The organism is Lutimonas saemankumensis, assembly GCF_020171465.1.
Classification (GTDB): Bacteria; Bacteroidota; Bacteroidia; order Flavobacteriales; family Flavobacteriaceae; genus Lutimonas; species Lutimonas saemankumensis.
Genome location: NZ_JAIUZR010000003.1, coordinates 591,595 through 616,689, shown reverse-complemented (window position 1 = coordinate 616,689; position 25,095 = coordinate 591,595). Strand labels below are relative to the sequence as shown.

Annotated in this window: 24 protein-coding genes; 8 read left to right on the top strand and 16 right to left on the bottom strand. The window is 39.5% G+C overall.

Annotation, left to right across the window (positions count from 1 at the left end; genetic code table 11):
* Positions 1 to 9: 9 nt before the first annotated feature.
* On the top strand, positions 10 to 552 hold the full coding sequence (locus LCM02_RS04230) for a Smr/MutS family protein (protein ID WP_224927080.1): 543 nt from the start codon (positions 10 to 12) through the stop codon (positions 550 to 552).
* Here LCM02_RS04230 and LCM02_RS04225 read toward each other — a convergent pair.
* Positions 549 to 1,067 (bottom strand): hypothetical protein, encoded by a 519-nt coding sequence (locus tag LCM02_RS04225; protein WP_224927079.1) that lies wholly within the window; start codon positions 1,065 to 1,067, stop codon positions 549 to 551. The genes LCM02_RS04230 and LCM02_RS04225 overlap by 4 nt on opposite strands.
* A 111-nt stretch (positions 1,068 to 1,178) precedes the next feature.
* Between LCM02_RS04225 and LCM02_RS04220 the strand changes: the two genes are divergently transcribed.
* A complete protein-coding gene (locus LCM02_RS04220; RefSeq protein WP_224927078.1) occupies positions 1,179 to 2,318 on the top strand; it encodes a cysteine desulfurase family protein in 1,140 nt (379 codons plus the stop codon).
* Between the two features lie 58 nt (positions 2,319 to 2,376).
* On the opposite strand, the gene LCM02_RS04215 is transcribed toward LCM02_RS04220, so the two are convergent.
* Both LCM02_RS04215 and typA read right to left on the bottom strand, forming a co-directional pair.
* Positions 2,377 to 3,213: an FKBP-type peptidyl-prolyl cis-trans isomerase gene (locus LCM02_RS04215; RefSeq protein ID WP_224927077.1), complete on the bottom strand. Its 837-nt coding sequence runs from the start codon at positions 3,211 to 3,213 to the stop codon at positions 2,377 to 2,379.
* A 118-nt stretch (positions 3,214 to 3,331) separates the two neighbouring features.
* Positions 3,332 to 5,101: a translational GTPase TypA gene (typA, locus tag LCM02_RS04210; protein WP_224927076.1), complete on the bottom strand. Its 1,770-nt coding sequence runs from the start codon at positions 5,099 to 5,101 to the stop codon at positions 3,332 to 3,334.
* Between the two features lie 185 nt (positions 5,102 to 5,286).
* On the opposite strand from typA, the gene LCM02_RS04205 reads away from it, so the two are divergent.
* Positions 5,287 to 6,105 (top strand): HAD family hydrolase, encoded by an 819-nt coding sequence (locus LCM02_RS04205; RefSeq protein ID WP_224927075.1) that lies wholly within the window; start codon positions 5,287 to 5,289, stop codon positions 6,103 to 6,105.
* Between the two features lie 6 nt (positions 6,106 to 6,111).
* Here the strand turns inward: LCM02_RS04205 and LCM02_RS04200 are convergent, their stop codons facing one another.
* The 10 genes from LCM02_RS04200 to LCM02_RS04155 form a co-directional block, all read right to left on the bottom strand.
* Positions 6,112 to 6,519 carry an acyl-CoA thioesterase gene (locus LCM02_RS04200; protein ID WP_224927074.1) on the bottom strand — a complete coding sequence of 136 codons (408 nt, stop codon included), beginning with the start codon at positions 6,517 to 6,519 and terminating at the stop codon, positions 6,112 to 6,114.
* Between the two features lie 10 nt (positions 6,520 to 6,529).
* Entirely contained in the window at positions 6,530 to 7,123 is a 594-nt protein-coding gene (hisIE, locus tag LCM02_RS04195) for a bifunctional phosphoribosyl-AMP cyclohydrolase/phosphoribosyl-ATP diphosphatase HisIE (protein WP_224927073.1), read from the bottom strand.
* A complete protein-coding gene (gene hisF, locus LCM02_RS04190) occupies positions 7,120 to 7,875 on the bottom strand; it encodes an imidazole glycerol phosphate synthase subunit HisF (protein WP_224927072.1) in 756 nt (251 codons plus the stop codon). The genes hisIE and hisF overlap by 4 nt, the downstream gene beginning before the upstream one ends.
* A 9-nt stretch (positions 7,876 to 7,884) precedes the next feature.
* Positions 7,885 to 8,619, bottom strand: coding sequence for a 1-(5-phosphoribosyl)-5-[(5-phosphoribosylamino)methylideneamino]imidazole-4-carboxamide isomerase (gene hisA, locus LCM02_RS04185; protein ID WP_224927071.1), 735 nt, complete (start codon positions 8,617 to 8,619; stop codon positions 7,885 to 7,887).
* A 2-nt stretch (positions 8,620 to 8,621) separates the two neighbouring features.
* On the bottom strand, positions 8,622 to 9,206 hold the full coding sequence (hisH, locus tag LCM02_RS04180) for an imidazole glycerol phosphate synthase subunit HisH (RefSeq protein ID WP_224927070.1): 585 nt from the start codon (positions 9,204 to 9,206) through the stop codon (positions 8,622 to 8,624).
* Position 9,207: 1 nt separating this feature from the next.
* Entirely contained in the window at positions 9,208 to 10,341 is a 1,134-nt protein-coding gene (gene hisB, locus LCM02_RS04175) for a bifunctional histidinol-phosphatase/imidazoleglycerol-phosphate dehydratase HisB (RefSeq protein ID WP_224927069.1), read from the bottom strand.
* A gap of 10 nt (positions 10,342 to 10,351) precedes the next feature.
* Entirely contained in the window at positions 10,352 to 11,407 is a 1,056-nt protein-coding gene (gene hisC, locus LCM02_RS04170; protein ID WP_224927068.1) for a histidinol-phosphate transaminase, read from the bottom strand.
* A 17-nt stretch (positions 11,408 to 11,424) separates the two neighbouring features.
* A complete protein-coding gene (gene hisD, locus LCM02_RS04165; protein ID WP_224927067.1) occupies positions 11,425 to 12,708 on the bottom strand; it encodes a histidinol dehydrogenase in 1,284 nt (427 codons plus the stop codon).
* A gap of 10 nt (positions 12,709 to 12,718) precedes the next feature.
* Positions 12,719 to 13,579: an ATP phosphoribosyltransferase gene (hisG, locus tag LCM02_RS04160; RefSeq protein ID WP_224927066.1), complete on the bottom strand. Its 861-nt coding sequence runs from the start codon at positions 13,577 to 13,579 to the stop codon at positions 12,719 to 12,721.
* Positions 13,580 to 13,799: 220 nt separating this feature from the next.
* Positions 13,800 to 14,681: a patatin-like phospholipase family protein gene (locus LCM02_RS04155; protein WP_224927065.1), complete on the bottom strand. Its 882-nt coding sequence runs from the start codon at positions 14,679 to 14,681 to the stop codon at positions 13,800 to 13,802.
* A 64-nt stretch (positions 14,682 to 14,745) separates the two neighbouring features.
* Here LCM02_RS04155 and LCM02_RS04150 point away from each other — a divergent pair, with 64 nt between their 5' ends.
* The 5 genes from LCM02_RS04150 (at position 14,746) to lysA (ending at position 20,329) form a co-directional block, all read left to right on the top strand.
* Positions 14,746 to 15,783 (top strand): WD40/YVTN/BNR-like repeat-containing protein, encoded by a 1,038-nt coding sequence (locus LCM02_RS04150; protein WP_224927064.1) that lies wholly within the window; start codon positions 14,746 to 14,748, stop codon positions 15,781 to 15,783.
* A 3-nt stretch (positions 15,784 to 15,786) separates the two neighbouring features.
* Entirely contained in the window at positions 15,787 to 16,353 is a 567-nt protein-coding gene (locus LCM02_RS04145; protein WP_224927063.1) for a hypothetical protein, read from the top strand.
* Positions 16,354 to 16,435: 82 nt separating this feature from the next.
* Complete coding sequence (locus tag LCM02_RS04140) at positions 16,436 to 17,689, top strand: hypothetical protein (protein WP_224927062.1); 1,254 nt, start codon at positions 16,436 to 16,438, stop codon at positions 17,687 to 17,689.
* A 99-nt stretch (positions 17,690 to 17,788) separates the two neighbouring features.
* On the top strand, positions 17,789 to 19,018 hold the full coding sequence (gene pepT, locus LCM02_RS04135; protein ID WP_394369933.1) for a peptidase T: 1,230 nt from the start codon (positions 17,789 to 17,791) through the stop codon (positions 19,016 to 19,018).
* 99 nt (positions 19,019 to 19,117) lie between these two features.
* Positions 19,118 to 20,329, top strand: a complete 1,212-nt coding sequence (lysA, locus tag LCM02_RS04130; protein ID WP_224927060.1) for a diaminopimelate decarboxylase — start codon at positions 19,118 to 19,120, stop codon at positions 20,327 to 20,329.
* An 18-nt stretch (positions 20,330 to 20,347) separates the two neighbouring features.
* Here the strand turns inward: lysA and LCM02_RS04125 are convergent, their stop codons facing one another.
* From LCM02_RS04125 to LCM02_RS04115, 3 genes are all read right to left on the bottom strand, one after another.
* A complete protein-coding gene (locus LCM02_RS04125; protein ID WP_224927059.1) occupies positions 20,348 to 21,541 on the bottom strand; it encodes a serine hydrolase domain-containing protein in 1,194 nt (397 codons plus the stop codon).
* A 163-nt stretch (positions 21,542 to 21,704) separates the two neighbouring features.
* Positions 21,705 to 23,534 (bottom strand): DUF885 domain-containing protein, encoded by a 1,830-nt coding sequence (locus LCM02_RS04120; protein WP_224927058.1) that lies wholly within the window; start codon positions 23,532 to 23,534, stop codon positions 21,705 to 21,707.
* Between the two features lie 95 nt (positions 23,535 to 23,629).
* Complete coding sequence (locus tag LCM02_RS04115; RefSeq protein WP_317197447.1) at positions 23,630 to 25,045, bottom strand: S10 family peptidase; 1,416 nt, start codon at positions 25,043 to 25,045, stop codon at positions 23,630 to 23,632.
* Positions 25,046 to 25,095: the final 50 nt, after the last annotated feature.

The window sequence follows — 25,095 nt, the reverse complement described above, 5'->3', positions numbered from 1 at the left end:
TTTGCCACTATGAATTCGAAGGTTCCATTTAAAATTGGCGACAAGGTTAGCGTAGTTAATGATACGCTGGAAGGCGAAATTGTCCAAATCGATGCGGAAACTGTTACGATTTGCAGCGCAGATGGTTTTCACTACAAATTTCTGTATCATGAGCTCGTCGCCAGGAAAGAGTGGAAAAATATGATTGAGACTTTTGAACCTGAAAGCCCTGATGAGGCTGCCAGGAAAAAGCCAAAAAGCAAATCAAAAAAAGGGGAACTGATCACAGAAGTGGACCTGCATATACATGAACTTATCGATTCCGAAAAAGGGATGAGCAACTTTGAAAAATTGTCACTTCAACTGGAGACTGCAAGAAAAACCCTGGAATCAAGCCTTGCGAAAAAACATCAAAAAATAATTTTTATTCATGGAAGGGGTGCAGGGGTACTCAAAAAAGAGCTGATCAATTTACTGAGTAAATATCCTGTGATTTATCATGATGCCTCCTACTCCGAATATGGACAAGGCGCTACTGAAGTCATTCTCTTTCAAAACAGAAATAAAAATTAAGAAGCAGGTCCGGTTTCAACGGTTCCGTAAACAAAAGTTTCGTCAAGTTTAAGTTCCTGGTCATCTACCCTCAATACTACATCATTAAGCACCACATAATGCTTCCAGCCCGTTATGGTTTCTCCGTCCGTATCGTAAATCGGTTCATTGACCACAAAAATAGTTCCTGAAACTCCTCTCCAGTCCTTCAAAACTCCGGGTTCAACCGGCGGTACCGAAGCGCAGAAATAACTATCGGTTAACTGATCGTCAAAAAGCCTGTAAGTAACAGTATAATCACCATTTTCGCTAACATTAACAGGTAGAACCGGATCTTCATCCTTCCTGATCTGAAGATCTGTTAAAGTGACAATCAAAGCTTCTCTCTGTTCATTCGTACTTAGCCTGTAAAGGGTATATTTATTAGTACCACAAATATTTACCTCATCTTCAAATTCAAAACTTGAAATATCCAAATCGCCGTCATTACACGAATAAACGAAGGTAAGTACAACCAACAAAAACAACTTCTTCATACTTAGAAAAGTCAAATTTCAACAAACAATTACCATCTAAAAGATGCACAAAAGTAAGGTTTTATGCGGATTTTAAAATAGTATTGCTAATAAAATAATTACTTTTGTCACATGCAAAAAATTTATTTTGACAATGCAGCCACCACTCCCCTTGACCCAGATGTGATCAGGGCAATGGCTGAGCATATGACGGACAATTTTGGCAATCCTTCTTCTTCGCATGGATTTGGAAGAAAAGCAAAGGCCGAGCTAGAAACAGCAAGAAAAAAAATCGCTGCCTATTTCAATTGTTCAGCTTCAGAAGTAGTATTTACTGCAGGCGGAAGTGAAGCCGATAATATGGTATTATACAATGCGGTAAAGGAGCTTGGGGTAAAGAGAATAATAAGTTCTCCCTTGGAGCATCATGCCGTATTGCACACCATTGAAGCCCTCGGTAAAGAGTTCAACATCGAGATTGTTTATGTCTCTGTAGACGGGCAGGGAGAGATTGATTATGAAGAATTGGAGAGTTTGTTAAATTCGGGAGATACAAAAACACTTGTTAGCCTGATGCTGGTGAACAATGAACTGGGAAATATTCTGGATGCATCACGGGTTTCCGAGATATGTAAGAAAACCAATACTCTTTTTCATTCGGACACGGTTCAGGGAATCGGACATGTTCCTATTGACCTTAAAGGAATTCCCATTGATTTTATTGCCGCAAGTGCCCATAAGTTTCATGGCCCGAAGGGCGTGGGATTTGCCATCATTAATAAGGCATATAAGTTTGAACCCATGTTACACGGAGGAGAGCAGGAAATGGGACTCAGGGCAGGTACAGAGAACACCCATAGTATTGTTGGCCTTTCCAAGGCGCTTTCCTTGGCCATGGATCATTTTAATGAGGATAAGAAGTTTATCTCAGATCTAAAGCAATATTTTATTCAAAATCTCAAGGCAAAGATTCCTGGAATTGAATTCAACGGCCTGTCTGAAAACCCGGATAGATCTGCCTTTCATATTTTAAATGTAAGGTTCCCGAGAGAAATTCCTATGTTATTGTTTAACCTTGACCTTAAAGGAGTCGCGGCATCAGGAGGCAGTGCCTGTCAAAGTGGTAGCAGTAAGGGATCGCATGTTCTCGGAGCCATACTTAGTGAAGAGGACGCAAAACTTACTTCTGTTCGTTTCTCATTCAGTAAATTCAATACCAGAAAAGAAGTGGATCAGGTTATAGAAGTACTGGTTTCACTGACAGGAAAATAAGAAGAAATCATTGGAAAATAAAAAAGGTTGTGAATCTCACAACCTTTTTTTATATCGATCAACTATCAGCATCGAGATAGTTGGGGATTCCGTCTCCGTCAGTATCATCGTTTCTAGGATCTCCGTCTTCATTCGTATCCTCCAAAAATGTAGGGGTACCATCGTTGTCATCGTCAATATCGCGATAATCAGGGATACCATCACCGTCAGTATCATCGTTAACAACATCCCCGTCTCCATCTATATCTTCATCATTATTAATAACAAAATCTCCATCTGCATCAGCAAAAATCACTTTGCCCAGATCGATAAAATAATAGATTGGTGTGTTTGGAGGAATTGAAATTGATCCGATATTGGCATATCCAAGTCCGGAAGGCATAAAAAACACTCCGTTACCGGTATTTTCATAACCAAAGGATTCGTCAGGATAAATTACCTTTTCACCAGCTTTATAATAACTAACCCCATATCTGAAACCGGGAATGGTCTGTGGTAGATGAAACCAGGATTTATTTGTTGTGTAATTTGTATTTTCATCAAACTTGGTACTATCCAGCATAAAACCTCTGTACAAAACCTGAACAGAATCATTTCTGCTTGCCTGTATTCCGGTTCCTTCACTGTTTACGTAATAGTACATTTTGTAATCAATATCATTGTACTCAATTTCATCAACACTAACAATTTCATAAAGAGGTGTTTCCCCGTTTGTAATCGTATCGATTTCCATATCCTCGGTTAGATAATGTGTTTGAAGAAACTCTACCAAAACTGCATCATCTATCAGGGCCTGAGCCACTGGATCATGATCCGGTATTTTTGGTTCATCATCATCACTACAGGCATAAATTGCTATTCCAAGCAATACCACAAATAAATAGTTCAATTTCATTTTCATCATTTTGTCGCGCAATTTACAATTTTAAAAAATTTCAAATAACAGGGTCGTGATATTTAACAAAATATTAGTCTAGCAAAACCCATGCCATCCAAATCATAAGAAAGTTTAATTATCTGAATTCTATTTTTCTCATTCTTAAGCTGAGCGGAGTAATTTCAAGGTATTCATCGTCACGTATATATTCCATGCATTCTTCCAGCGAAAAATCAATTTTCGGGAAGATCTTTGCTGCGTCATCCGCTCCGGATGACCTTACATTGGTAAGCTTTTTACCTTTGATCAGATTTACACCCATATCCTCCTGTCTGCTGTTCTCTCCAACTACCTGTCCTTTATAGATTTCTTCGTTAGGATCAATAAAAAACTTCCCGCGGTCCTGTAATCTGTCGATAGCATAAGCCGTTGCCTTCCCGGCTTCAGAAGAAACGATAGCTCCATTTGACACTTCACTAAAATCACCCTTGTAAGCATCATAACCTCTCAACCTGTGATTGATGATAGACTCCCCCTGAGTTGCCGTAAGAATCTTGTTCCTCAATCCGATCAAACCCCTGGACGGGATATCAAATTCCAGATGCTGAAGATCACCTTTTGGCTCCATTACATGGAGGTCCCCTTTTCTCAGGGTAACAAGGTTTATGGCCTTACTGGCCAGCTCCTCGGGAACATCGATCACCAGAGTTTCAAAAGGTTCACTTTTAACTCCATCAATATCTTTTAGTATCACTTTTGGCCGGCCCACCTGCAACTCGTAACCTTCTCTCCTCATGGTTTCAATTAGTACCGATAAATGCAGGATCCCTCTTCCGTAAACGATAAACTTATCTTCTGTATCCGTCTCCTCAACACGTAATGCCAGATTCTTTTCAGTTTCCTTAAAGAGCCTGTCCCTCAAGTGACGAGAGGTTACAAACTTCCCTTCCTTTCCGAAAAAGGGAGAGTTATTAATGGTAAATAACATGCTCATGGTAGGTTTGTCCACCTCAATTCTGGGCAACGCCTCAGGAGACTCAAGATCAGCTATTGTGTCTCCGATCTCAAATCCTTCAATACCGGTAATGGCACAAATATCCCCACTTCTCACTTTGGCCGTTTTGGCTTTGCCCAAACCTTCAAAAGTATGAAGTTCTTTAATTCTGACTTTTTTTACGGACCCGTCAGCCTTACACAAAGAATAATCTTTACCTTCTTCCAAATCACCTCTAAAAACTCTTCCAATAGCTATTCTACCGGTGAATGATGAATAATCAAGTGAAGTGATCTGCATTTGGGGTGAACCCTCCCTGTAAGGAGCCTCGGGAATATTCTCGATTATGGCATCAAGCAAAGGAATGATATTGTCTGTTTCTTCCTTCCAGTCGGTATTCATCCAGCCGTTTTTAGCAGAACCGTAAATCGTATTAAACTCTAACTGCTCCTCTGTTGCATCCAAAGCAAACATCAGGTCAAATACTTTCTCGTGGACCAGTTCAGGAGTACAGTTATCTTTATCAACCTTGTTGACTACAACAATTGGCATCAAACCAATTTCAAGCGCCTTGCTCAATACAAATCTTGTTTGTGGCATGGGCCCTTCAAAAGCATCAACCAGCAACAATACCCCGTCTGCCATTTTTAATACCCGCTCCACTTCACCACCAAAGTCTGCGTGTCCCGGAGTATCGATCACATTGATCTTTATCCCTTTATAATTGACCGAAACATTTTTCGACAAAATGGTAATTCCTCTTTCTCTTTCCAGATCATTATTATCCAAAAGAAGATCCGTTCTTTCCTTCCTCTGGTCCAGGATCTTGGCCTGATCAATGATTTTATCTACCAAAGTTGTTTTACCATGGTCAACGTGAGCAATAATTGCTATGTTTCTGATTGATTGCATATACATTTTTTAGAAAGTGCAAAAGTAATTCTTTATTTTGATTGTCAGGGTATTTGGTTAAATAATAATTTATTTGAGTTAAGACCTTTTTATTTTGAAAAGTTAACCCAAAAAAAACATGGATTGCAAAGTGTAAATCAACCAATAAGATTATTTTTACACTTTTTAATTTATTATCTGTCTCTATGGATCTTTCTCGGGTAAAATTGGTGGTATCAGATATGGATGGCACCTTACTGAATTCAAAAAGTGAGGTAAGCAGTGAGTTTTTCCGGCTTTTTGATATGCTTCAGTCCCACAAGGTACATTTTGTTGCTGCGAGCGGACGACAATACACAAGCATTCATGAAAAATTGAAGCTGATTTCAGAGCAGATCACCATAGTTGCCGAGAATGGAGGATACATAAGACAGGGCGATAAAGAACTTGGATCCATTCACCTTTCGGCTGATCGAGTCAAAGAATTGTTACCCGTATTGAAAGCCACAGATGACTTATATTATGTAGTATGCGGGAAAAATTCTGCTTATATAGATCAAAACGAAGTTCGTTTTACAAGTATCTTAAAAGAGTACTATACCCGATATACGATTCTGGAAGATCTTATGAATCTTCCTGATGATCAGGTTTTTAAGGTTGCAGTTTACCATTTTGAGAGTTCGGAAAGATATATCTATCCTGTGGTAAAACACCTGGAGGATTCCTATCAGATCAAAATTTCAGGCAGTAACTGGGTAGACATCTCGGATCCGGGAGCCAATAAAGGAAGGGCCGTAAAATTACTTCAGGAAACCTTAGGAATTACCAAAGAAGAAACCATGGTTTTCGGAGATTTCAACAATGACCTTGAAATGATCGACCAGGCCTTTTTCAGTTATGCCATGGAAAACGCTCACGACAATGTGAAGAAAGCGGCAAATTTCAGCACCAAAAGCAACAATGATTCCGGGGTGGAATTGATACTTAAAGAATTGATTCAAGCCAAAGAAAGAAGTAGTATATAAATTTTCCTATTTTCTGGGCTCCAATATTCTTAAAATATCATTTTTAATCCTAGTTGGCCTTTGGGTCGTTGAATCAATAAGGCACCAGGTCGAAGCCGCTTTTAACAAAAGTGTATCTTTTTTGTGTATTTCCACATGCCTTACCGATTTTACACCTTTTGATTGACCCACCCATGTAGAAATGGTCAGTTCGTCGTCTAATTTTGCTTCCTTAAAATAATCCAGTTCATGCCTCAAAACTACCCAAAAATACCTGGTTTTCAACTCCTCCCCGGCAAGTATATTCCAGTGCTTTTCAGAAATATCATTGACCCATTGCAAATAGACCACATTATTTACATGCATCAGATTATCCAAATGAGATTCATCTACTTTTTGGATATAGGAATAAGAAATTGAATCTTCTGGAATCATAAGCAAAATTTTATTTATGTCTTTGAATAAGTACCTCTTCAATATCCTTTAATGTATAGCCTTTGGCCTGCAACAGGATCAAATAATGAAAAAGTAAATCTGCTGCTTCGTCCAGAAATAATTTCTCATCATTATCCTTTGATTCAATGACTACTTCCACAGCCTCCTCTCCCACCTTCTGGGCAATCTTGTTAATTCCTTTTTTGAAAAGTGATGCTACATAGGATTTTTCAGAAGGGTTTTCTCTTCTGCTTTTAATAACATCCTCCAGGGAACTAAGAAATCCAAATTGTGAGCTATTGGTTTCGGCCCAGCATGTGTCCGTACCCTTGTGACAGGTCGGCCCCTGGGGATTTACACTCACAAGCAGACTATCTCCGTCACAGTCATTCTTGATTCCTTCCAAATGCAAAAAATTTCCGCTTTCCTCACCTTTGGTCCAAAGTCGCTGCTTACTTCTGCTAAAAAAGGTAACTTTCTTTGTGGCCATCGTTCTGTCAAAAGCTTCCTGATTCATATAACCCAGCATCAACACATTCTTTGTTTTTGCATCCTGTATAATTGCCGGTACCAACTTTGTATCCTTATCAAAATTTATTTTCATAACCTCACGTTAATGCCTTGCTTATCAAGAGTTGATTTTAATTCTTTAATTTCAATTTCTTTGTAATGAAATACACTGGCTGCCAGAGCGGCATCCGCCTTTCCTTCCTTAAAGGTATCACAAAAATGCTGAACATTTCCTGCCCCGCCACTGGCAATAATAGGAACATTGACAATTTCAGACAGTTTTTTTAAGGTGTCATTGGCAAATCCATTCTTTGTCCCGTCATGATCCATTGATGTAAATAAAATTTCACCTGCCCCCAGTTCAACACCTTGCCTAACCCAGTCAAACAGATCTATTTCTGTCTCAACCCGTCCGCCTACCAAAAAGACCTTCCACTTCCCTTTGATGAATTTGGCATCTACGGCCAGGACAATACACTGACTACCAAACTTATCAGCCAGTTGTTTGATCAATTCAGGGTTTTTTACAGCTGACGAATTGATTGAAATCTTATCCGCACCGGCTCTTAGCAGGAGGTTTACATCTTCAACACTTGAGATACCACCTCCAACGGTAAACGGAATATTCACTTTTTTCGCTACCTTTTCAACAAGTTCCAACAGGGTTTTTCTTTTTTCCTTGGTGGCCGTAATATCCAGAAATACCAGCTCATCAGCCCCTTCCCTTGAATAACGATCGGCTAACTCCACCGGATCACCGGCATCCTGCAGGCCAACAAAATTTACACCCTTTACCGTTCTCCCGTCCTTAATATCCAGACAAGGTATAATTCTTTTACTTACCATATTCGAACATTAATTTGATGATTGATTAAGTATAAACCCTTCCAGTTGCTTAAGACTGATCCTCTTTTCGTAAATGGCTTTCCCAATAATGGTTCCCTCACATCCAGCCTCGGCTAACCGTGCCAGTTCGTCGAATTGCGATATCCCTCCGGAAGCGATCAATTTGATACCAGGAACCTCTTGAAGAATTCTTTGATACAATTCAAATGACGGGCCTTCCAGCATTCCATCTTTGGAGATATCTGTGCAGATCACATAGGAAATTCCTTTATTGTAATAGGATGTAATAAATGGAATTAATTCTTCTTTTGAAGCTTCCATCCATCCCGAAATAGCTACTTTTTCATCCTGTGCATCAGCCCCGAGAATGATTCTTTCATTGCCATAACGTTTGATCCATGATTCGAAAATTTCAGGTGATCTGACCGCAATACTTCCTCCTGTAATTTGCGAGGCACCACATTCAAAAGCAATGCGAAGATCATCATCCGATTTTAACCCTCCTCCAAAATCAATTTTTAAATCTGTTTTTGAAGCAATGGATTCAAGGATTTTATAGTTCACAATATGCTTACTTTTGGCTCCATCAAGATCCACAAGGTGAAGATGTTTTATCCCCACGTCCTGAAAGGTCTTGGCCACCTCTAAGGGGTCTTCATTGTAAATCTTCTTCGTGCTGTAATCTCCTTTGGAAAGCCTTACGCATTTTCCTTCGATAATATCTATGGCAGGAATAATTCTCATTGTCATACCGCTTTTATAAAGTTCTTTAAAATTTGTTCTCCTGTATCACCACTTTTCTCCGGATGAAACTGACAGGCATAAAAATTATCCTTTCGAATGGCACCTGAATAATTGATACCATATTCAGTATCGGCAATTGAGAATGGATTTTCCGGAATATAAAAACTGTGTACGTAATAGACGTATTCCCCCTCGTCCACCTCTTCAAACAGATGTCCTTTCAAGTTCTGTATCTGGTTCCATCCAATATGCGGAACCTTGAGTTTTTCGTCGAATTTTTTTACGTCAACAGGAAATATCCCCAAACAATCCGTATCATTCTCTTCGGAGTGTTCACACATGAGTTGCATCCCCAGACAAATTCCGAGAACAGGTTGTTTAAGCTCCGGTATGATCTTGTCCAGTCCAAATCTATTCAACTCCTGCATGGCACTTTTAGCCTCTCCAACCCCAGGAAAAATAACTTTGTCAGCACTAATAATTTTACTCGCTTCATTGGTACATTCAGCCTCATAGCCCAGTCTTTCGAGGGCAAACTGAACGGACTTTACATTTCCTGCTCCATAATCAATGATAACTATATTCATCTTATAAAAGTCCTTTAGTACTTGGTAAAATCATTTTATCAGCATCTCTTTTAACGGCAACTTTAATAGCCTTGGCAAAGGCCTTGAAAATAGCCTCTATCTTATGATGCTCGTTTTTTCCTTCTGCTTTTATGTTCAAATTGGCTTTGGCCCCGTCCGTAAAGGATTTAAAAAAGTGATAAAACATTTCTGTAGGCATATCCCCGATCATCTCCCTGTTAAATTCAGCTTCCCAAACCAGCCAGTTCCTTCCACCAAAATCAATGGCTACCTGGGCAAGGCAGTCATCCATGGGTAAGGTAAAGCCATATCGTTCCATACCTCGTTTGTCACTCAAAGCCTGTGCAAATGCTTCACCCAAAACGATAGCTGTATCCTCCATGGTGTGATGTTCATCAACTTCAAGGTCACCTTTTACCTCAATTTCAAGGTCCATGTTCCCGTGTCTGGCTATCTGATCCAGCATATGATCAAAAAATCCAATTCCGGTATTGATCCTGCTTTTTCCGTTACCGTCGAGATTTAGTTTTACATAAATATCGGTTTCTTTGGTCTTTCTTTCAATCTCCGCACTTCGGTTTTTTAGTTTTAAAAACTCATAGATATCTTTCCAGTTTTCAGTTTCCAGTCCTATGCATTCCTGTATCTCGGTATTTGAAGCATCCGTTTCATCAGCTCCCAAATTTCTTTGGTTATTGATAAAGATCCCTTTAGCATTTAAATTTTTTGCCAGTTCCATATCGGTCATCCGGTCACCAATAACAAAGGAATTTTTTAGATCATAGTTCCCGGTGAGATATTTGCCCAACAATCCAGTCTTTGGCTTTCTGTTTGGGGAATTATCTTTCGGAAAACTTCGATCTATAAATACCTCGGAAAAAACCACACCTTCATTGGCAAAGGTCTTCATAATGAAATCATGAACCGGATAAAAGGAATTTTCAGGATATACTTCCGTTCCGAGACCATCCTGATTGGTTACCATCACCAATTCAAAGTCCAGCTCTTCAGCGATTCTCGACAGATAATACAAGGCCTTAGGGTAGAAAACCAGTTTCTCAAAACTATCGATTTGCTCGTCCTCAGGTTCCCGGATCATCGTTCCGTCTCTGTCTATAAATAATACTCTCTTCATGAGTTCTCTGTTATTTCGTATCTAAATAAATTAAACTTTTAATCAATGACTTATTTTCCTCAGGAGTCCCAACCGTTATTCTCAAACAATTTTCGCATAAAGGTTCTTTGCTTCTGTTTCGAATCACGAGATCTTTCCCGATCAGTTCCTTGTATCTTCGGTCCGCATCATCCACTTTTACCAAAAGAAAATTACTGTCCGAAGGATATATCTTTTTTACCAGGTTTATTTTGGACAACTCAATTGCCAGTTTCTTTCTGTTTTCAACAATTTCCGCAACCTCCTTTTTGGTTATAGCCTCATCTTCCAGTTGTTTCAATGCTGTTTTTTGAGTCAAAATATTAATATTGTAGGGCATTTTTACCTTTTTCAGTAAGGTAATCACCTCCGGGTCGGCGTAACAAACCCCCAGCCTGATTCCTGCCAGTCCATAGGCTTTTGAAAAAGTCTGGGTAACAATCAGGTTTTTATAATTTTCCAATTCCTGGTTCCAGCTGGATTTTCCCGAAAAATCAATATACGCCTCGTCAATTATTACAAGTAAATCCTTGGAAAGAAGCTCCTTTATCGCCTCCTTTTTCATTAAATTTCCTGTTGGATTATTTGGAGAACATATAAAAATTGCCTTGGTGTTCGCATCTATGGCCTCTGAAATCTTATCCGGGTCCAATTGAAAATCCTTCGTCAGGGAGACCTCCTTATACTCCACGTTGTTCACCCCACAAAGCACTTTGAACATCCCAAATGTTGGCGTATTGATAATGATATTATCCTCTCCGGGCTCAAAGAACACCCTGAAGATCATATCCAGAATTTCATCGCTTCCATTTCCGAGCAATATTCGATCTGCAGGAACTCCCTTTAATGTTGAAATACGCTTTTTTAAAATCATCTGATGAGGATCAGGGTAGCGATTCAATCCATTCTCATAAGGATTTTCATTAGCGTCCAGATAGATGAGTTCCTGATCAAAATCCTGAAACTCATCCTTGGCTGAAGCATAAGGTTTAAGCCCCTTTACGGATGGACGAGCCAGATTCATTATATCGATTTCATTTCTTTTCATTATCCAAATCAATTCTTTTATTTTAAAGCATCCAGTCTTAAGGTAACTGCATTCTGATGTGCGAATAAGCCTTCGGCCTCAGCCATTTTCTCAATTGCCGAACCGATATTTTTAATTCCTTCTTTGGTAATTTGCTGAAAACTGACGGCTTTCTGAAACGCATCCAGATTAACCCCGCTATAGTTCTTTGCAAAACCATTGGTAGGAAGGGTATGATTTGTACCAGACGCATAATCTCCCGCACTCTCCGGACTGTAATCCCCAACAAAAACCGATCCCGCGTTTTTTATTAATGGCAATATCCCGGAAGTATCCTCAAGGCTCAAGATCAAATGTTCCGGAGCATAAAAGTTGATCAGGTCTAGCGCTGTTTTATCATCATAGCAGCAGATCATTTTCGAATTTTCAATAGCTTTTGCAGCTATATCCTTTCTGGGAAGCTTCTCCAGTTGTTCATAAATTTCCTTTTTAATTTCTGTCAGTTTTTCAAGAGAATTGCTAACCAGAATTACCTGGCTATCGACTCCATGTTCAGCCTGAGAAAGCAAATCAGCAGCCATAAAACTTGATGTTGCCGTTTTATCAGCATACACAAGTAATTCACTGGGGCCCGCTGGCAGATCTATGCCAACACCGTATTTCATGGCCATTTGCTTGGCAACAGTCACAAACTGATTGCCTGGGCCAAATATTTTATACACTTTTGGAATACTTTCGGTTCCCATGGTCATTCCGGCAATTGCCTGGATTCCTCCAACCTTAAAAATTTTCCTGACTCCGCAAAGATCAGCCGTATATAAAACAGCAGGATGAACCCTGCCTTCTTCGTTGCAGGGAGTGCACATAACAACTTCTTCGCAGCCTGCAATTGCGGCTGGAACGGCCAGCATCAGGATCGTTGAAAATAATGGCGCTGTACCACCAGGAATATACAAACCTACTTTTTCAATGGCCCTTTTTTCCTGCCAGCAAATAACCCCAGGGGTAGATTCAATTTTTTTAACCGAGGACTGCTGCGAGGCGTGGAATGCCACAATATTTTTTTTGGCCAGTTTGATGGCATCTTTGAGGGACGCATCAAGCGAACTTTTTGCTTCCTCTATTTCAGCGGAGCTTACCTGGAGCTGTTCAAGGCGAGCCTGGTCAAATTTTTCAGTATATTTCTTGACAGCTTCGTCTCCGTCAGCCCTAACCTCGTCAAAAATCTCATTCACCAGGGGTTCTAAGTCAGAATAGGTCTGAGTCGGCCTCTTTAAAATCTGTTCCCAGTCTTTCCTTTTTGGGTTTTCCAATATCTTCATCATCAATATTTTAGATTACCATTTTTTCTATTGGTGCCACCAGGATCCCTTCTGCTCCAAGGTCCTGAAGTTCATCAATAACTTCCCAGAATTTATTCTTCTCAATAACCGTATGAATTGAACTCCAGCCTTTTTCCGCCAAAGGCAGCACCGTCGGACTCCTCATACCAGGTAAAATTGAAATTACTTTTTCAATCTGTTGATCAGGCACGTTCATTAAAATATATCTGAAGTTTCTTGCTTTCAAAACCGACTGTAACCTAAATCTCAGTTTACCAAGAATTTCTTTTTTCTCATCCGATATTTCAGGAGATACCGCCAAGACGGCTTCAGACCTTCCAATTACCTCAACCTCTTTTAAATTGTTCTTAAACAAGGTGCTTCCACTACTGACAATATCGCAAATAGCATCTGCAAGGCCAATATTGGGGGCTATTTCAACCGAACCGGAAATCTGGTGCAGTTCCGCATTAATTCCTTTAGAATCTAAAAATTTATTAAGGGTATTTGGATAAGAAGTAGCTATTTTTTTACCGTCAAGATCCTTAATACTGCTGTACTCAAAGGTCTTAGGAACCGCCAGTGAAACCCTGCATTTAGAAAATGAAAGTTTCTCCAGAACTTTAATCGACCCCTGATCCTTTTCTACCAGCAAATTTTCTCCAATGATGGCAATATCGACTACCCCGTCAATCAAATACTGTGGAATGTCACTGTTTCTCAAATACAGAATTTCCATCGGAAAATTTGAAACAGTAGCCCGTAACTGGTCCAGTCCGTTACTGACAGAGATCCCGCTCTCTTTTAAAATTTTAAGGGAATCTTCATTGAGCCTTCCCGATTTCTGTATTGCTATTTTTAATCTTTCCATGTTTAAAATTTATGTTCAAGCATCACTTGAGGTCATAAAAAAACCCGCCTGAATGCTCAAACGGGTTCTAATATTTTGACTTTATATCACAACATTATCATCTCGCCTGAGTGCAAGTATGAATATGATGGTGATGTAAAGCTATTCTTTTCATTTTTTTAAAATATGCCACAAATGTAAACATATATTTTAAAAATTCCATGACTAAGATTAAAATAATTTATTTCAGCCTGTTATGCGCATAATCAAAACCTGATTTCCACCACTTTCTCATGTTCTCCTTCTGAAAAACCAGGCTGTTCGTTGTCAGGACTATGGGCGTGTAATAAAGATTCAATTGAACATTCCTGTTCTCAGCAGCCAATTTACCGATAGAAATATTGTGTTTTTCAATATGGATCTGCATGTAATTAAACAGGTTGTTGATCAAAGAAAACGGGTTTTTTGAAGGCATTCGGTTGAGCTGGGTTACTTCAGTTTCCAATATAATGGCATCAATCTCGGTTGCCCCCTGCCTTATGGCTTCTCTAATGGGAACCATATTTGCAAAACCCCCGTCAGCATATTCGTAATTATCTTTGACCAGCAGGCTCATGAAGGGAACAAAATTGCTTGAGGCCCACATAAAATCCCGGAAATCATCGAAAGTATGATTTGCCAGATCTTTAAATTCCACTTGATTCAAGGTTAGGTTAGACACCGTGATCAAAAGCTTTTTTCCGGATTCCTTCACAGCGCTCAAATATTCATCTTTAATATGCTTATCAATCAGGTTTTTAAGGTGCTTGCTTTCACCAAAGGTCTTACTCCCTTTAATAAAGCTCCTGATCGTATTGAAATGATTTATTCCGACCAGGGTATGCCCCTTGTACTTCTTAATGTTGAAAGGACAAATGCTGAAGATGGAATCCTGATCAACATTAGAATAAATATGCTGAAGTTCCAGGGTCTTTCCAAGAGCGAGATGTGTAAGCATCAAACTTCCTGTTGATGTTCCCAGAAACAAATCGTACTCCTTTTTCCTTTCATCGATCAAATACTGAGCCACACCTCCTGCGAAAGCGCCTTTGCTCCCTCCTCCAGAAATTACCAATGCCCTCATTTATTCGATTTAATTTAGTCAGATAAATATAAAAAAATTACTTTTGGGAAAATCTAATCCCCAAATGATGCGTACGATAAAGGTATTGGTTATTTCGTTTCTTTTCTCTATATCTTATTTAAATGCCCAAGGATCCCTGCAGGTATCACTTATCAACAGTTTTAAACTGCCCGGGACAAGCATAAGAGCAATAGAAGTGACCGGTGAAAATACGATCTGGTTTGCCGGATCTGGCGGAAAATACGGCAAAATAAGCCATGATAAAATTGAAATGGATTCTATTAGTTTTGAGGGAAGATTTCCCCAATTTCGCTCCATTGCTTATAACGGTAAACATATTTTTATACTGAGTATAGAGAACCCAGCCTTATTATACAGAATCGATCCGAATAAACCTTTGGGGCATCGCGAACTGGTCTACAAGGAAATTCACGAAAAAGTATTTTATGATTCCATGCTGTTTATAGACGAAAATTTCGGGATTGCCATGGGAGATCCGGTAGAAAACTGTCTTTCGGTGATAAGGACTTCCGATGGGGGAAATACCTGGCAAAAAACAGAATGCGCAGATCTGCCGACGGTTTCTGAAGGAGAAGCTGCCTTTGCTGCAAGTAACACGAACCTTGCCGCAGTCAACGACAAGGTCTGGATCGTGACCGGAGGGACTAAGGCACGGGTTTTTATTTCGGATAATAAAGGGGAATCCTGGAGTGTCCGGGATACACCTGTAATGCAGGGAGGGAAAATGACCGGCATATTCACAACGGATTTTTATGATGAGAATAACGGCATCATAATGGGGGGCAACTGGGAGGAAAAAAAGAATGGTTTACATTCAAAGGCCCTTACTTCGGACGGAGGTAAAAACTGGACCTCAATTGATTCTGATATTCCCGGTTATATCAGTTGTGTTCAGTATGTTCCGGGAAGTAAAGGAAGAAAACTTGTTGCAGTTTCTACCGAAGGACTCTATTTCAGTGAAAATAAAGGTAAAAATTGGAAGAAAATTCACGATACCGGATATTACAGTCTTCGTTTTGCAGGGCCGGATGAAATCTGGCTCTCCGGACATGAAGAAATTGTCAAGATTAAATTACAGTAATACATGAAATATTTTTTTAATATCATTTGCTTCACCTTGATTCTTATCACCGCATCCTGCGGTCAAAGCAAATTTGAAAGAGAATTTGAATGCGATACGCCAAGAAGTTATACACAAACCAAGACGTATAAAGATGTATTGAACCATTTTGAAATAGACATTCCAAGTAGCTGGAAAACTGAACTTTACTACGATGAATATCAATCAGCACTTTATACTGCTGATACGACCAAACAACTGAGAGAAACTTTCATTCTCGATGTTGCCTGGCATCAAGGTGAACTCGTTATGAATAAGGAATTCGAAGTAAGAGTGGCAAAAAATGCAACTCAGAATCTCAAATTGATTCCTGTAAAATCCGGATTTGGGGAATATCTGGGACAACCCGCATATTATCATATTTCAACGGGAAAAAGTGAAGATTTAAGCTGGCATTATCTTGAAATTTATGTGCAGCATAAGGTCGACGAATATTATACTTTTACCTCAAAAATTTATGGGGATGAATTTGTTTCAGAAAGAATCTGTGCCTCCTTTAGTACTTTTAATGAGATTTCCTTTCTCGAATAAAATATTCTCCCCAAAATAGCGTTATCTAAGTTGATAAGAATCTTCCCCTGTTCTGCTCGACTAATTATTATAATACAACGCTATGAAAAAGAAAAAAAGTATTGTAATTGGTTTGGCTCTTTTGTTCGTTTCATTTCTCTCCTGCGATTCGGAAGATCAAATTGATTCCTTAAACTCAATCAACGGTTCATCATCTCTGGGCAAGAGTGTTAACCAAGAATCACAAACATCATTAATTACCAAAGAAGACATAGAGGCCGAAAGCTGTGATGACCCCATTAATTTTCCACTGATGGCCGGGCAGCATATTGAGGTTGGTGTTATTCAAGTTTCCAACGACGAAAATAATGTATACGTAAGGTATGAGATCACTGAGAGTGAGTGGTGGCTAACAGAAACCCATTTATTTATTGGAGATATAGGTAGTGCCCCATTCACCAACAGCGGCAATCCTCAGATAGGAAGGTTTACCTATCAGTCCGACCATGAATTTGTCCATGAATTTATTTACACACATCCCATTGATGGCAATTATGAAGAAATATCGATCATTGCTCATGGGGTAGTCGTTCAAAGGGACGGAGACACAGCAACTTCTAATGAAACAGCTTTTGGAAAAGGACAAACTGAATTTGATGGGAATCGATGGGGTTGGATCATAAACTATCAACCCGTTGAATGTGATGATGACGGTAATAACGATGGTACCGGCGATGATGGGAGCAATGATGATGACGGTAATGACGATGGCACCGACAACGGGTCCGATGATGGAACCAGCAATGGAACCGATGGTGACACAACCATTGGAGGAATTGGTGGGACAGACGGAAACACGGGTTCTGACTCGAGTTCTGATAACGGTTGCATGGATGCATATGCTTATTCAAATGACATACAATCAACCTGTCTTTTAGACGAATTCGGGCAATGGGGCTGGACGAATCTGGTCAATGAAAATTCACAACATTATGTCCCTGGAGGAGTGAACTACAGCTATCCCCTATATGCAAGTGCCTATCAATGCGACACTTCCAATAGCATACTAATTGGAGAAATGAGGCTCAATGTTCAGGGTGGAGACGGCAAACTCTATGCAAAAGTCGATATCGTTTTGAATAATCAAGACCTTTCAATCACCGATGTCAACCTATATTTTGGAAGTAGCAAATATCCGCTGGACGAAAGAGGGCAGCCTACTATATCTTCAGATGCATTTGATATCAATTTGACAGGCTTGAACGAGAAAAGTTTTTCTGCAACCTGGATCGAATGGGATCCAGAATCCTATTTCATTGCACATGTTAAAGTATGTCCTGAGGCATCATTGCCCTAAGGTAATAGAATCATATGACGCAAAAAAAGATTGCCCTGAGGGCAATCTTTTTTTTATGGTTCTTGTTAAGATTAATTACATTTGATGAAACATTTAACCATGGAGAATATCACAGAGCGATTTTTAAAATATGTCAGTTATGACACCCAGTCAGATCCAAAAAGCAATACAACGCCCAGTACGGAAAAACAGTGGGAACTTGCCAATTATCTTGTAGGTGAATTGAAAGATTTGGGGCTTAAAGATGTAAGTATCGATGAGAATGCCTATATCATGGCCACACTTCCTTCGAATGTGGATCATAAAGTTCCAACCATAGGCTTTATTGCGCATTTTGATACCAGCCCCGATTATACTGCTACCAACGTTAAACCACAGATCCACAAAAATTATCAGGGTGAGGATATCGTTTTGAACAAAGAACACGATATCGTTCTGTCTCCTTCCTATTTTGAGGATTTGCTATTGTATAAAGGTCAGACGCTCATCACTACGGATGGTACTACGCTTTTAGGTGCCGATGACAAGGCTGGAATAACTGAGATCGTATCAGCGATGGAATATTTGATGGCTCATCCCGAAATTAAGCATGGCCCCATTCGAATTGGTTTTACACCTGATGAAGAAATCGGTAAAGGGGCTCATAAATTTGACGTTAAAAAATTTGGTGCGGAATGGGCCTATACCATGGATGGCAGCCAGGTAGGAGAACTGGAATATGAAAATTTCAATGCTGCCGGAGCAGTTGTCACTGTTCACGGAAAAATTGTTCATCCCGGATATGCAAAAGGTAAAATGATCAATTCAATGTTAATCGCTTCTGACTTTATAAATGCACTGCCGAAAAATGAGATTCCACAGGAGACAGAGGGATATGAGGGATTTTTCCACCTGGCAGACATGCAGGGCGAAGTTGAGAAAACAACGCTGGAATATATCATCCGGGACCATGATAAAACCTTATTCGAAAAGCGAAAAATCGTAATGCTGGAGACAGCCAAAGAAATTAACCAAAAACATGGATCCCAGGCGATAGAAATCGAGATCAAAGATCAGTATTTTAATATGCGTGAAAAAGTGGAACCGGTCATGCACATCGTTGATATTGCTGAAGAAGCGATGAAGGCCCTTGATATTGATCCCTTGATCAAAGCAATTCGTGGAGGAACTGATGGGTCCCAGCTTTCCTATATGGGTCTACCCTGTCCAAATATTTTTGCAGGCGGACATAATTTTCATGGACGATATGAATATGTTCCCGTAGAATCGATGATCAAAGCAACAAAGGTCATTGTGAAAATTGCTGAACTTACGGCCAAAAAGTACTGATCGATTAAAATTTCACGAATTAGTTCTTTCTGTTATTATTTTTTAAAAATTTTGAAAATAGTATCAGTATGCTACTTTTGCCCTGATAAAACTTAAGTCATGACCAATAAATTTTTGATCTCTTTAACAAAAAAATACGAAAGCCCTTTGTATGTATATGATGCTGAAAAAATAATATCACAGTACAACAGGCTTTCCAAAGCATTTTCCACGGTTAAGAATTTAAAAATTAATTATGCCGCAAAAGCCCTTTCGAATATCAGCATTTTAAAATTGTTCCGGTCCTTGAACTCAGGACTCGATACCGTTTCTGTACAGGAAGTTCAGTTGGGATTGAAAGCCGGGTTTGATCCTCAAAATATAATTTTTACACCTAACGGAGTTTCCTTAGATGAGATTGAACAGGCTATGGAACTCGGGGTGCAGATCAATATTGATAATATTTCTATTTTAGAACAATTTGGTCAAAAACATCCTGAAGTACCAGTCTGTATAAGAATGAATCCTCATGTAATGGCAGGCGGGAATAAAAAGATTTCAGTGGGTCATATTGATTCGAAGTTCGGTATTTCTATCCATCAACTGCCACATATACACAGGGTGGTTGAAAACACAGGAATGCTGATCAACGGGGTCCACATGCACACAGGATCAGATATTTATGATATTGATGCGTTTTTAAGGGCTACAGAAATATTGTTTAACGTAGCTTCGTCTTTCAAGGACCTTGAATATATTGATTTTGGTTCTGGTTTTAAAGTGCCTTATAAAGAAGGTGATATTCAAACGGATATTGAAGAACTTGGAGACAAATTATCGAAAAGGTTCAATGATTTTTGTAAGGAAACAGGTAAGGATTTAACCTTGATGTTCGAACCTGGAAAATTTCTGGTAAGTGAGGCCGGGCAGTTTCTTGTCAATGTGAACGTAGTTAAACAAACAACCTCTACCGTTTTTGCAGGAATTGATTCGGGATTAAATCATTTGATCAGGCCCATGTTCTATGACTCTTATCATCACATAGAAAATCTTTCAAATTCCAAAGGAAAAAAAAGGTTTTATACCGTGGTAGGATATATTTGTGAGACTGATACTTTTGGGACCAACCGACAGATAAGTGAGATCAAGGAGGGTGATATTCTGAGTTTTAAAAATGCGGGTGCCTATTGCTATTCCATGGCCTCAAATTACAACTCGAGATACAGGCCGGCCGAAGTAATGGTTTATAAGGGAAAAGACTATCTCATCAGAGAACGTGAGACCATTGAGGATATTCTGAACAAGCAGGTAGACGTTACCCTTTCGCTCTAAATAAGTAAAAACAGCAATTTATTCGACAGGTAAGTCAAAATTCTGATCAACGATACTCTTGATCTTCTGATTTAGTGTCTTCATGGAATTATAGTTGGAATGTTCCAGGGTGATGACAACAAGGTCCTCATCAGTATATTGCATCAGTGAAGTACTAAAACCATTCCATTTTCCATTGTGATAGACCACTTTACCATTGTCGTCTTCTTTGATCCTAAATCCAAATCCGTAAGGAACTTTTCTTTTATATTTGGTTTCGCCCCTTGTGTACATTTCATCTAAGGTTTTCCTGGAGATGATCTCGCCTGAATTTAGGCCATTGATCCATTTCATCATATCTTCAGTGGTAGAATAAACATTTTTATCTCCAACAATTCCATCATTCACCGTACCTCCTATTCTCGCATGCCACCTTCTTCGATACACCCTGTAGCCACTGAGCTGGCCATCTTTTATTTCATCCTTCTCAAAACGATATACAAAGGTATCCTTCATGTATAGCGGATCAAAAATTTTATCTTTTACAAAATCTCCAAATGCCTTACCCGTAACCTTTTCCACTACTGAAGCCAGTACAAAATACCCTGTATTTGAATAATCAAAATTAGCTCCCGGGCTAAAAAAACGCTGGACATCATGTTCGCTCATCATTTTCATCATTTCTCCGTTGGAAGGAACGTGTTCTTTATCCCATTTGTGTTCAGCAAGCCAGAAATACTTTGGCAAACCCGAAGTGTGGTTCAAAAGCTGTCTAATGGTAACTTCCTGATAAGGAAACTCAGGGAAAAACCGGGTTACTTTATCGTCAAGTTCAATTTTACCATCCTCATAAAGAATCAAAACTGCCGCAGCGGTAAACTGCTTGCTAACCGAAGCCAGTTGGAAAATTGAAGTGTCATCTATCTTGGATCTCTTTTTAAAATCAGCGTATCCATAATGATCTTTAAAGATTACTTTGCCTTTTTTAGCAACAATAACCGAACCGTGAAAATCATATCTTTTATTGTATCGTGCAAAAAGCGAATCCAGTTTTTCGTTTACCCGAAGCGTAGCAGCTTCCGGATAAAATACCAGAGGCACGTCTTTATTCAGCCTTTCTTCCGTGTCAATATCTCCGTGATTTAAATCACGTATGGACGTGGAAACACTAAAACTGTTAAACACAAAGAAAATAATAAGCAGGAAATACTTAATATTAACACTCCTTTTCATAAAAATTTTGTTATTGTTTTAAAGACGCCGAAAATTATAAAAAAACCATTAATTATCAAAACATCAGTGGTTTCTTGTGTCTGACGTCAATAACTTAACGCCAAAAATTGAAAATTATTGGACTATTAATGAATTTATGAGAATTTATTGTCTTAAATCTGAGCTAGTTAGCCTGTTTTAGCATTTTATTATTTTCGAGAATAAGTTGCTGCGATTTAATCCAGAATTCGATCTGTTCCTCCAGAATTGAAAGGGTAATACATCCGGTTTTCAATATCTCATGATGAAAGGACCGCAAATCAAATTGATCTTCTAATTCCTCCTCTGCCCTTTTCCTCAATTCGATGATCTTGAGCTGGCCGATTTTATAGGAAAGGGCCTGGCCCGGTCGTGCCATATATCGCTCCACTTCACTCGTTATTCTGGGTTCGGTCAGCGCTTCGTGATCCATGGAATACTGAATGGCCTGTTCTCTTGTCCAGCCTTTTGAATGCAATCCGGTATCCACAACAAGCCTGATGGCCCTGTGCATCTCTGCGTTGAGCATGCCAAAATACTGGTAAGGATCTTTGTACAAACCCAGTTCTTTGCCTAATGATTCGGCATACAGGGCCCAACCTTCACCATAAGCACTGAACCAAAGGTTTTTTCTAAAATCCGGAAGAGAATCATTTTCCTGGGTCAAAGCAATCTGGTAGTGATGGCCGGGAATTGCCTCGTGAAGAAAAAGAGATTCATCATAAAACGTATTGTATTTTGACGCATCCGGAATAGGTACATAAAATATACCCGGTCTGTCTTCTTCTAAAGATCCCTGGTTGTATTGAGCGCTTGCTGAGGCCTCCCTGAAGGCTTCCGTTCTTCTTACTTCAAACCTGGTTTTTGGGGCCTCATAAAACAATTTCTTCAAATTCGGTTTCATATTTTCATGAATCCGGCCAAAATTTTGAATCACCTGATCTGCTGATGTAAAAGGCATTAACTTCTCATTTGTTCTGATATGATCAAAGAACGCGGTCATACTCCCTTCAAATCCAACTTCATCTTTTACCTTTTCCATTTCGGCAAGTATCCTGGCTACTTCATCAAGTCCCATTTGATGAATTTCTTCTGCTGACAGGTCCGTCGTGGTATAATTCAGGATCGCAAAATCATAAAATTCCTTACCATTTGGAATGGCGTCAATTCCACTTGAATTTCTTCCAGCCTCGAGGTATACTTTACTCACATAATCGTGTAATGTCTTGAAAGCCGGGATCAATTTATCCTTAAGCATGGTAGTATAGGACTCCTTTAAATGCTCTTTATCCTCCTTTGAAAAAGATGAAGGAAAATTCTTTACCGGCGCATAAAAGAGATGATCCTCAACATTCTCTTCGGTCATGGCCTGTAATTGAGGAACAACTTTAATGATCAAAGAACTCGGTAGAATATATCTTATACTTGCCCCCTCTTTCATTCTTTGCTCTGCTGCACTAAGCCAAAGAACAAACCCATCCAGACGCTTCAGCCAATTCTCATAATCCTCAACCGTTTTAAAAGGCTGGGCGCTTGTGCCACTTGCGAATTTCCCCATAAGAAGGTTCTTGCCCGAGAGTTGATCCAGAGGAAACAGCTCTGTTCTAAACTCTAATCGCTTCAGCTCCATTTTCAACTTCCAGATCAGTACCGCTTTACTAACAGAATCGGTTTGAGACAGGTATCTGCTTTCAATTAATTCAGCTCGTTTCAGATATCTTTTGTTAAAGGAAATCACACTATCCTTATAGCTTTTGGATAAGTAATCCGGAAACTGGTCATTATAGGTATGAATTCCGTTACTGGTTGCCGCCAAAGGATCCAACTTCATGCTTTCTGAAAAATAATCCTCCAACAAAACTTTAAGTTCCGCCTTGACAAGTCCGGGATTCTTTATTTGGTTTTGATTCGATTCCTTCTTACAGCCAACCATCAGGACCGTGAAAATCAACAAAATCAGTACTTTTTGAGACATGAATGTTATTTTTGAAGCCTAAATATAAAAAAAAGAGACCATAACTTGGTCCCCTTTTAAACGATTCGGTTTCATTCTGATCCGGATTTTTGTCTCTAATCGTATTTGGCAGGTTTATTCTTTGCCGTGGATTTTTTTATAAAGGTTCTCAGGTCCTTGTTGGCTGTTTCGAGATCTTCACTTCGTAAATACATCATATGGCCGCTCCTGTACCCTTTGAAATCCATGCGGTCCTGTAATTTACCGGCACGGTCTAACTGCCACATGGTGTATTTGGCGCTGAAATATGTTGTTGCCCCGTCATAATATCCGGATTGAAAAAGAAGGTTCAAATAGGGATTGTTCGCCATGGCTTTACGCAAATTTTCCCGGGTATTATTGTCTCGTCGATCCCAGGGATGGACAGGCCCAAATACATTGTATTTTAAATCCGTTTCAAACTTTAAAAAATTCCGCATATAGTGATTGATCGCTGGAGTAAAAGCGTGATTCCAGGCAACAATAGCGGCGTTATAGTCTGGTTTGGTTCCGGCAAGCATTTTATCGATTCCCTTATATCTCGAATCCAGTCTTCCAATGGTATGCCCCTCTCTTTCTCTCAATAATTCCTTCCAGTAAAAGTCTTTTGGGACGTGTAAATTATGATCAAGGATGGTCTTTACTTCCAATCCGGAATACTTTGAAATTTCCTTTGCGATTTCGGTTTTGTCCTCAGTTGAGAGGCTACCCCCTTTTGCCAGGGCCGGCATCAAATGATCCAGTGCAAAGCGTTCTGAGTCAGGCAAAATCTCTAAAAGATCTTTTTCTTGTAAAGAAGGCGGCAAAATTTTATGATACCATGAAGCCGCCGTAAAATAGGGTAAATTCAAGGCGGAAGAGATGGCAGGATCCGAATTGAAGAATTTATAATCAGCGGGAGACACCAGAATAACTCCATTGAGATACATCCACTGACTCTGCTGAAGTTCATGTGCCAGCCCTGAAACACGCGTTCCACCATAACTTTCCCCAATCAAAAATTTAGGGGACAGCCATCGATTATTTCTGTTGACAAAAGTTGTTAGCCAACCTGCAAGATATTTTATATCAGCATTGATCCCAAAAAACTTCTCCCGCTTAACTTCCTCACCTTTTAACGGAACTGTTCTTGAATATCCTGTATTTACCGGATTGACATACACGATATCGGCAACATCTAATATTGAGTACTCATTATCCTCAATTCCATAGGGTTGAACAGGATATCCTTCATCATCCAGTCGCAATAGTTTAGGGCCCGTATAGGCCATATGCATCCACAGTGAGGCCGATCCCGGCCCTCCGTTAAAAGAAATAACCAGAGGCCTACCAGCCATGGACCCCTGAATATTTCTTTTGTAATAGGTATAATGCAAGGTTGCTATAACCTTTCCTTCCTCGTCCCAAACGGGCTGTGTTCCTGTTTGTGCGGTATAATTTATTTTTTGCCCCCTGATGGTTGAGCTATGTGTGGTCTTAATCCAGGGTGTCAACCGGGATCATGAGTTCCTGGCTCCACATCGTAATAGTTCCTATTAGGAAT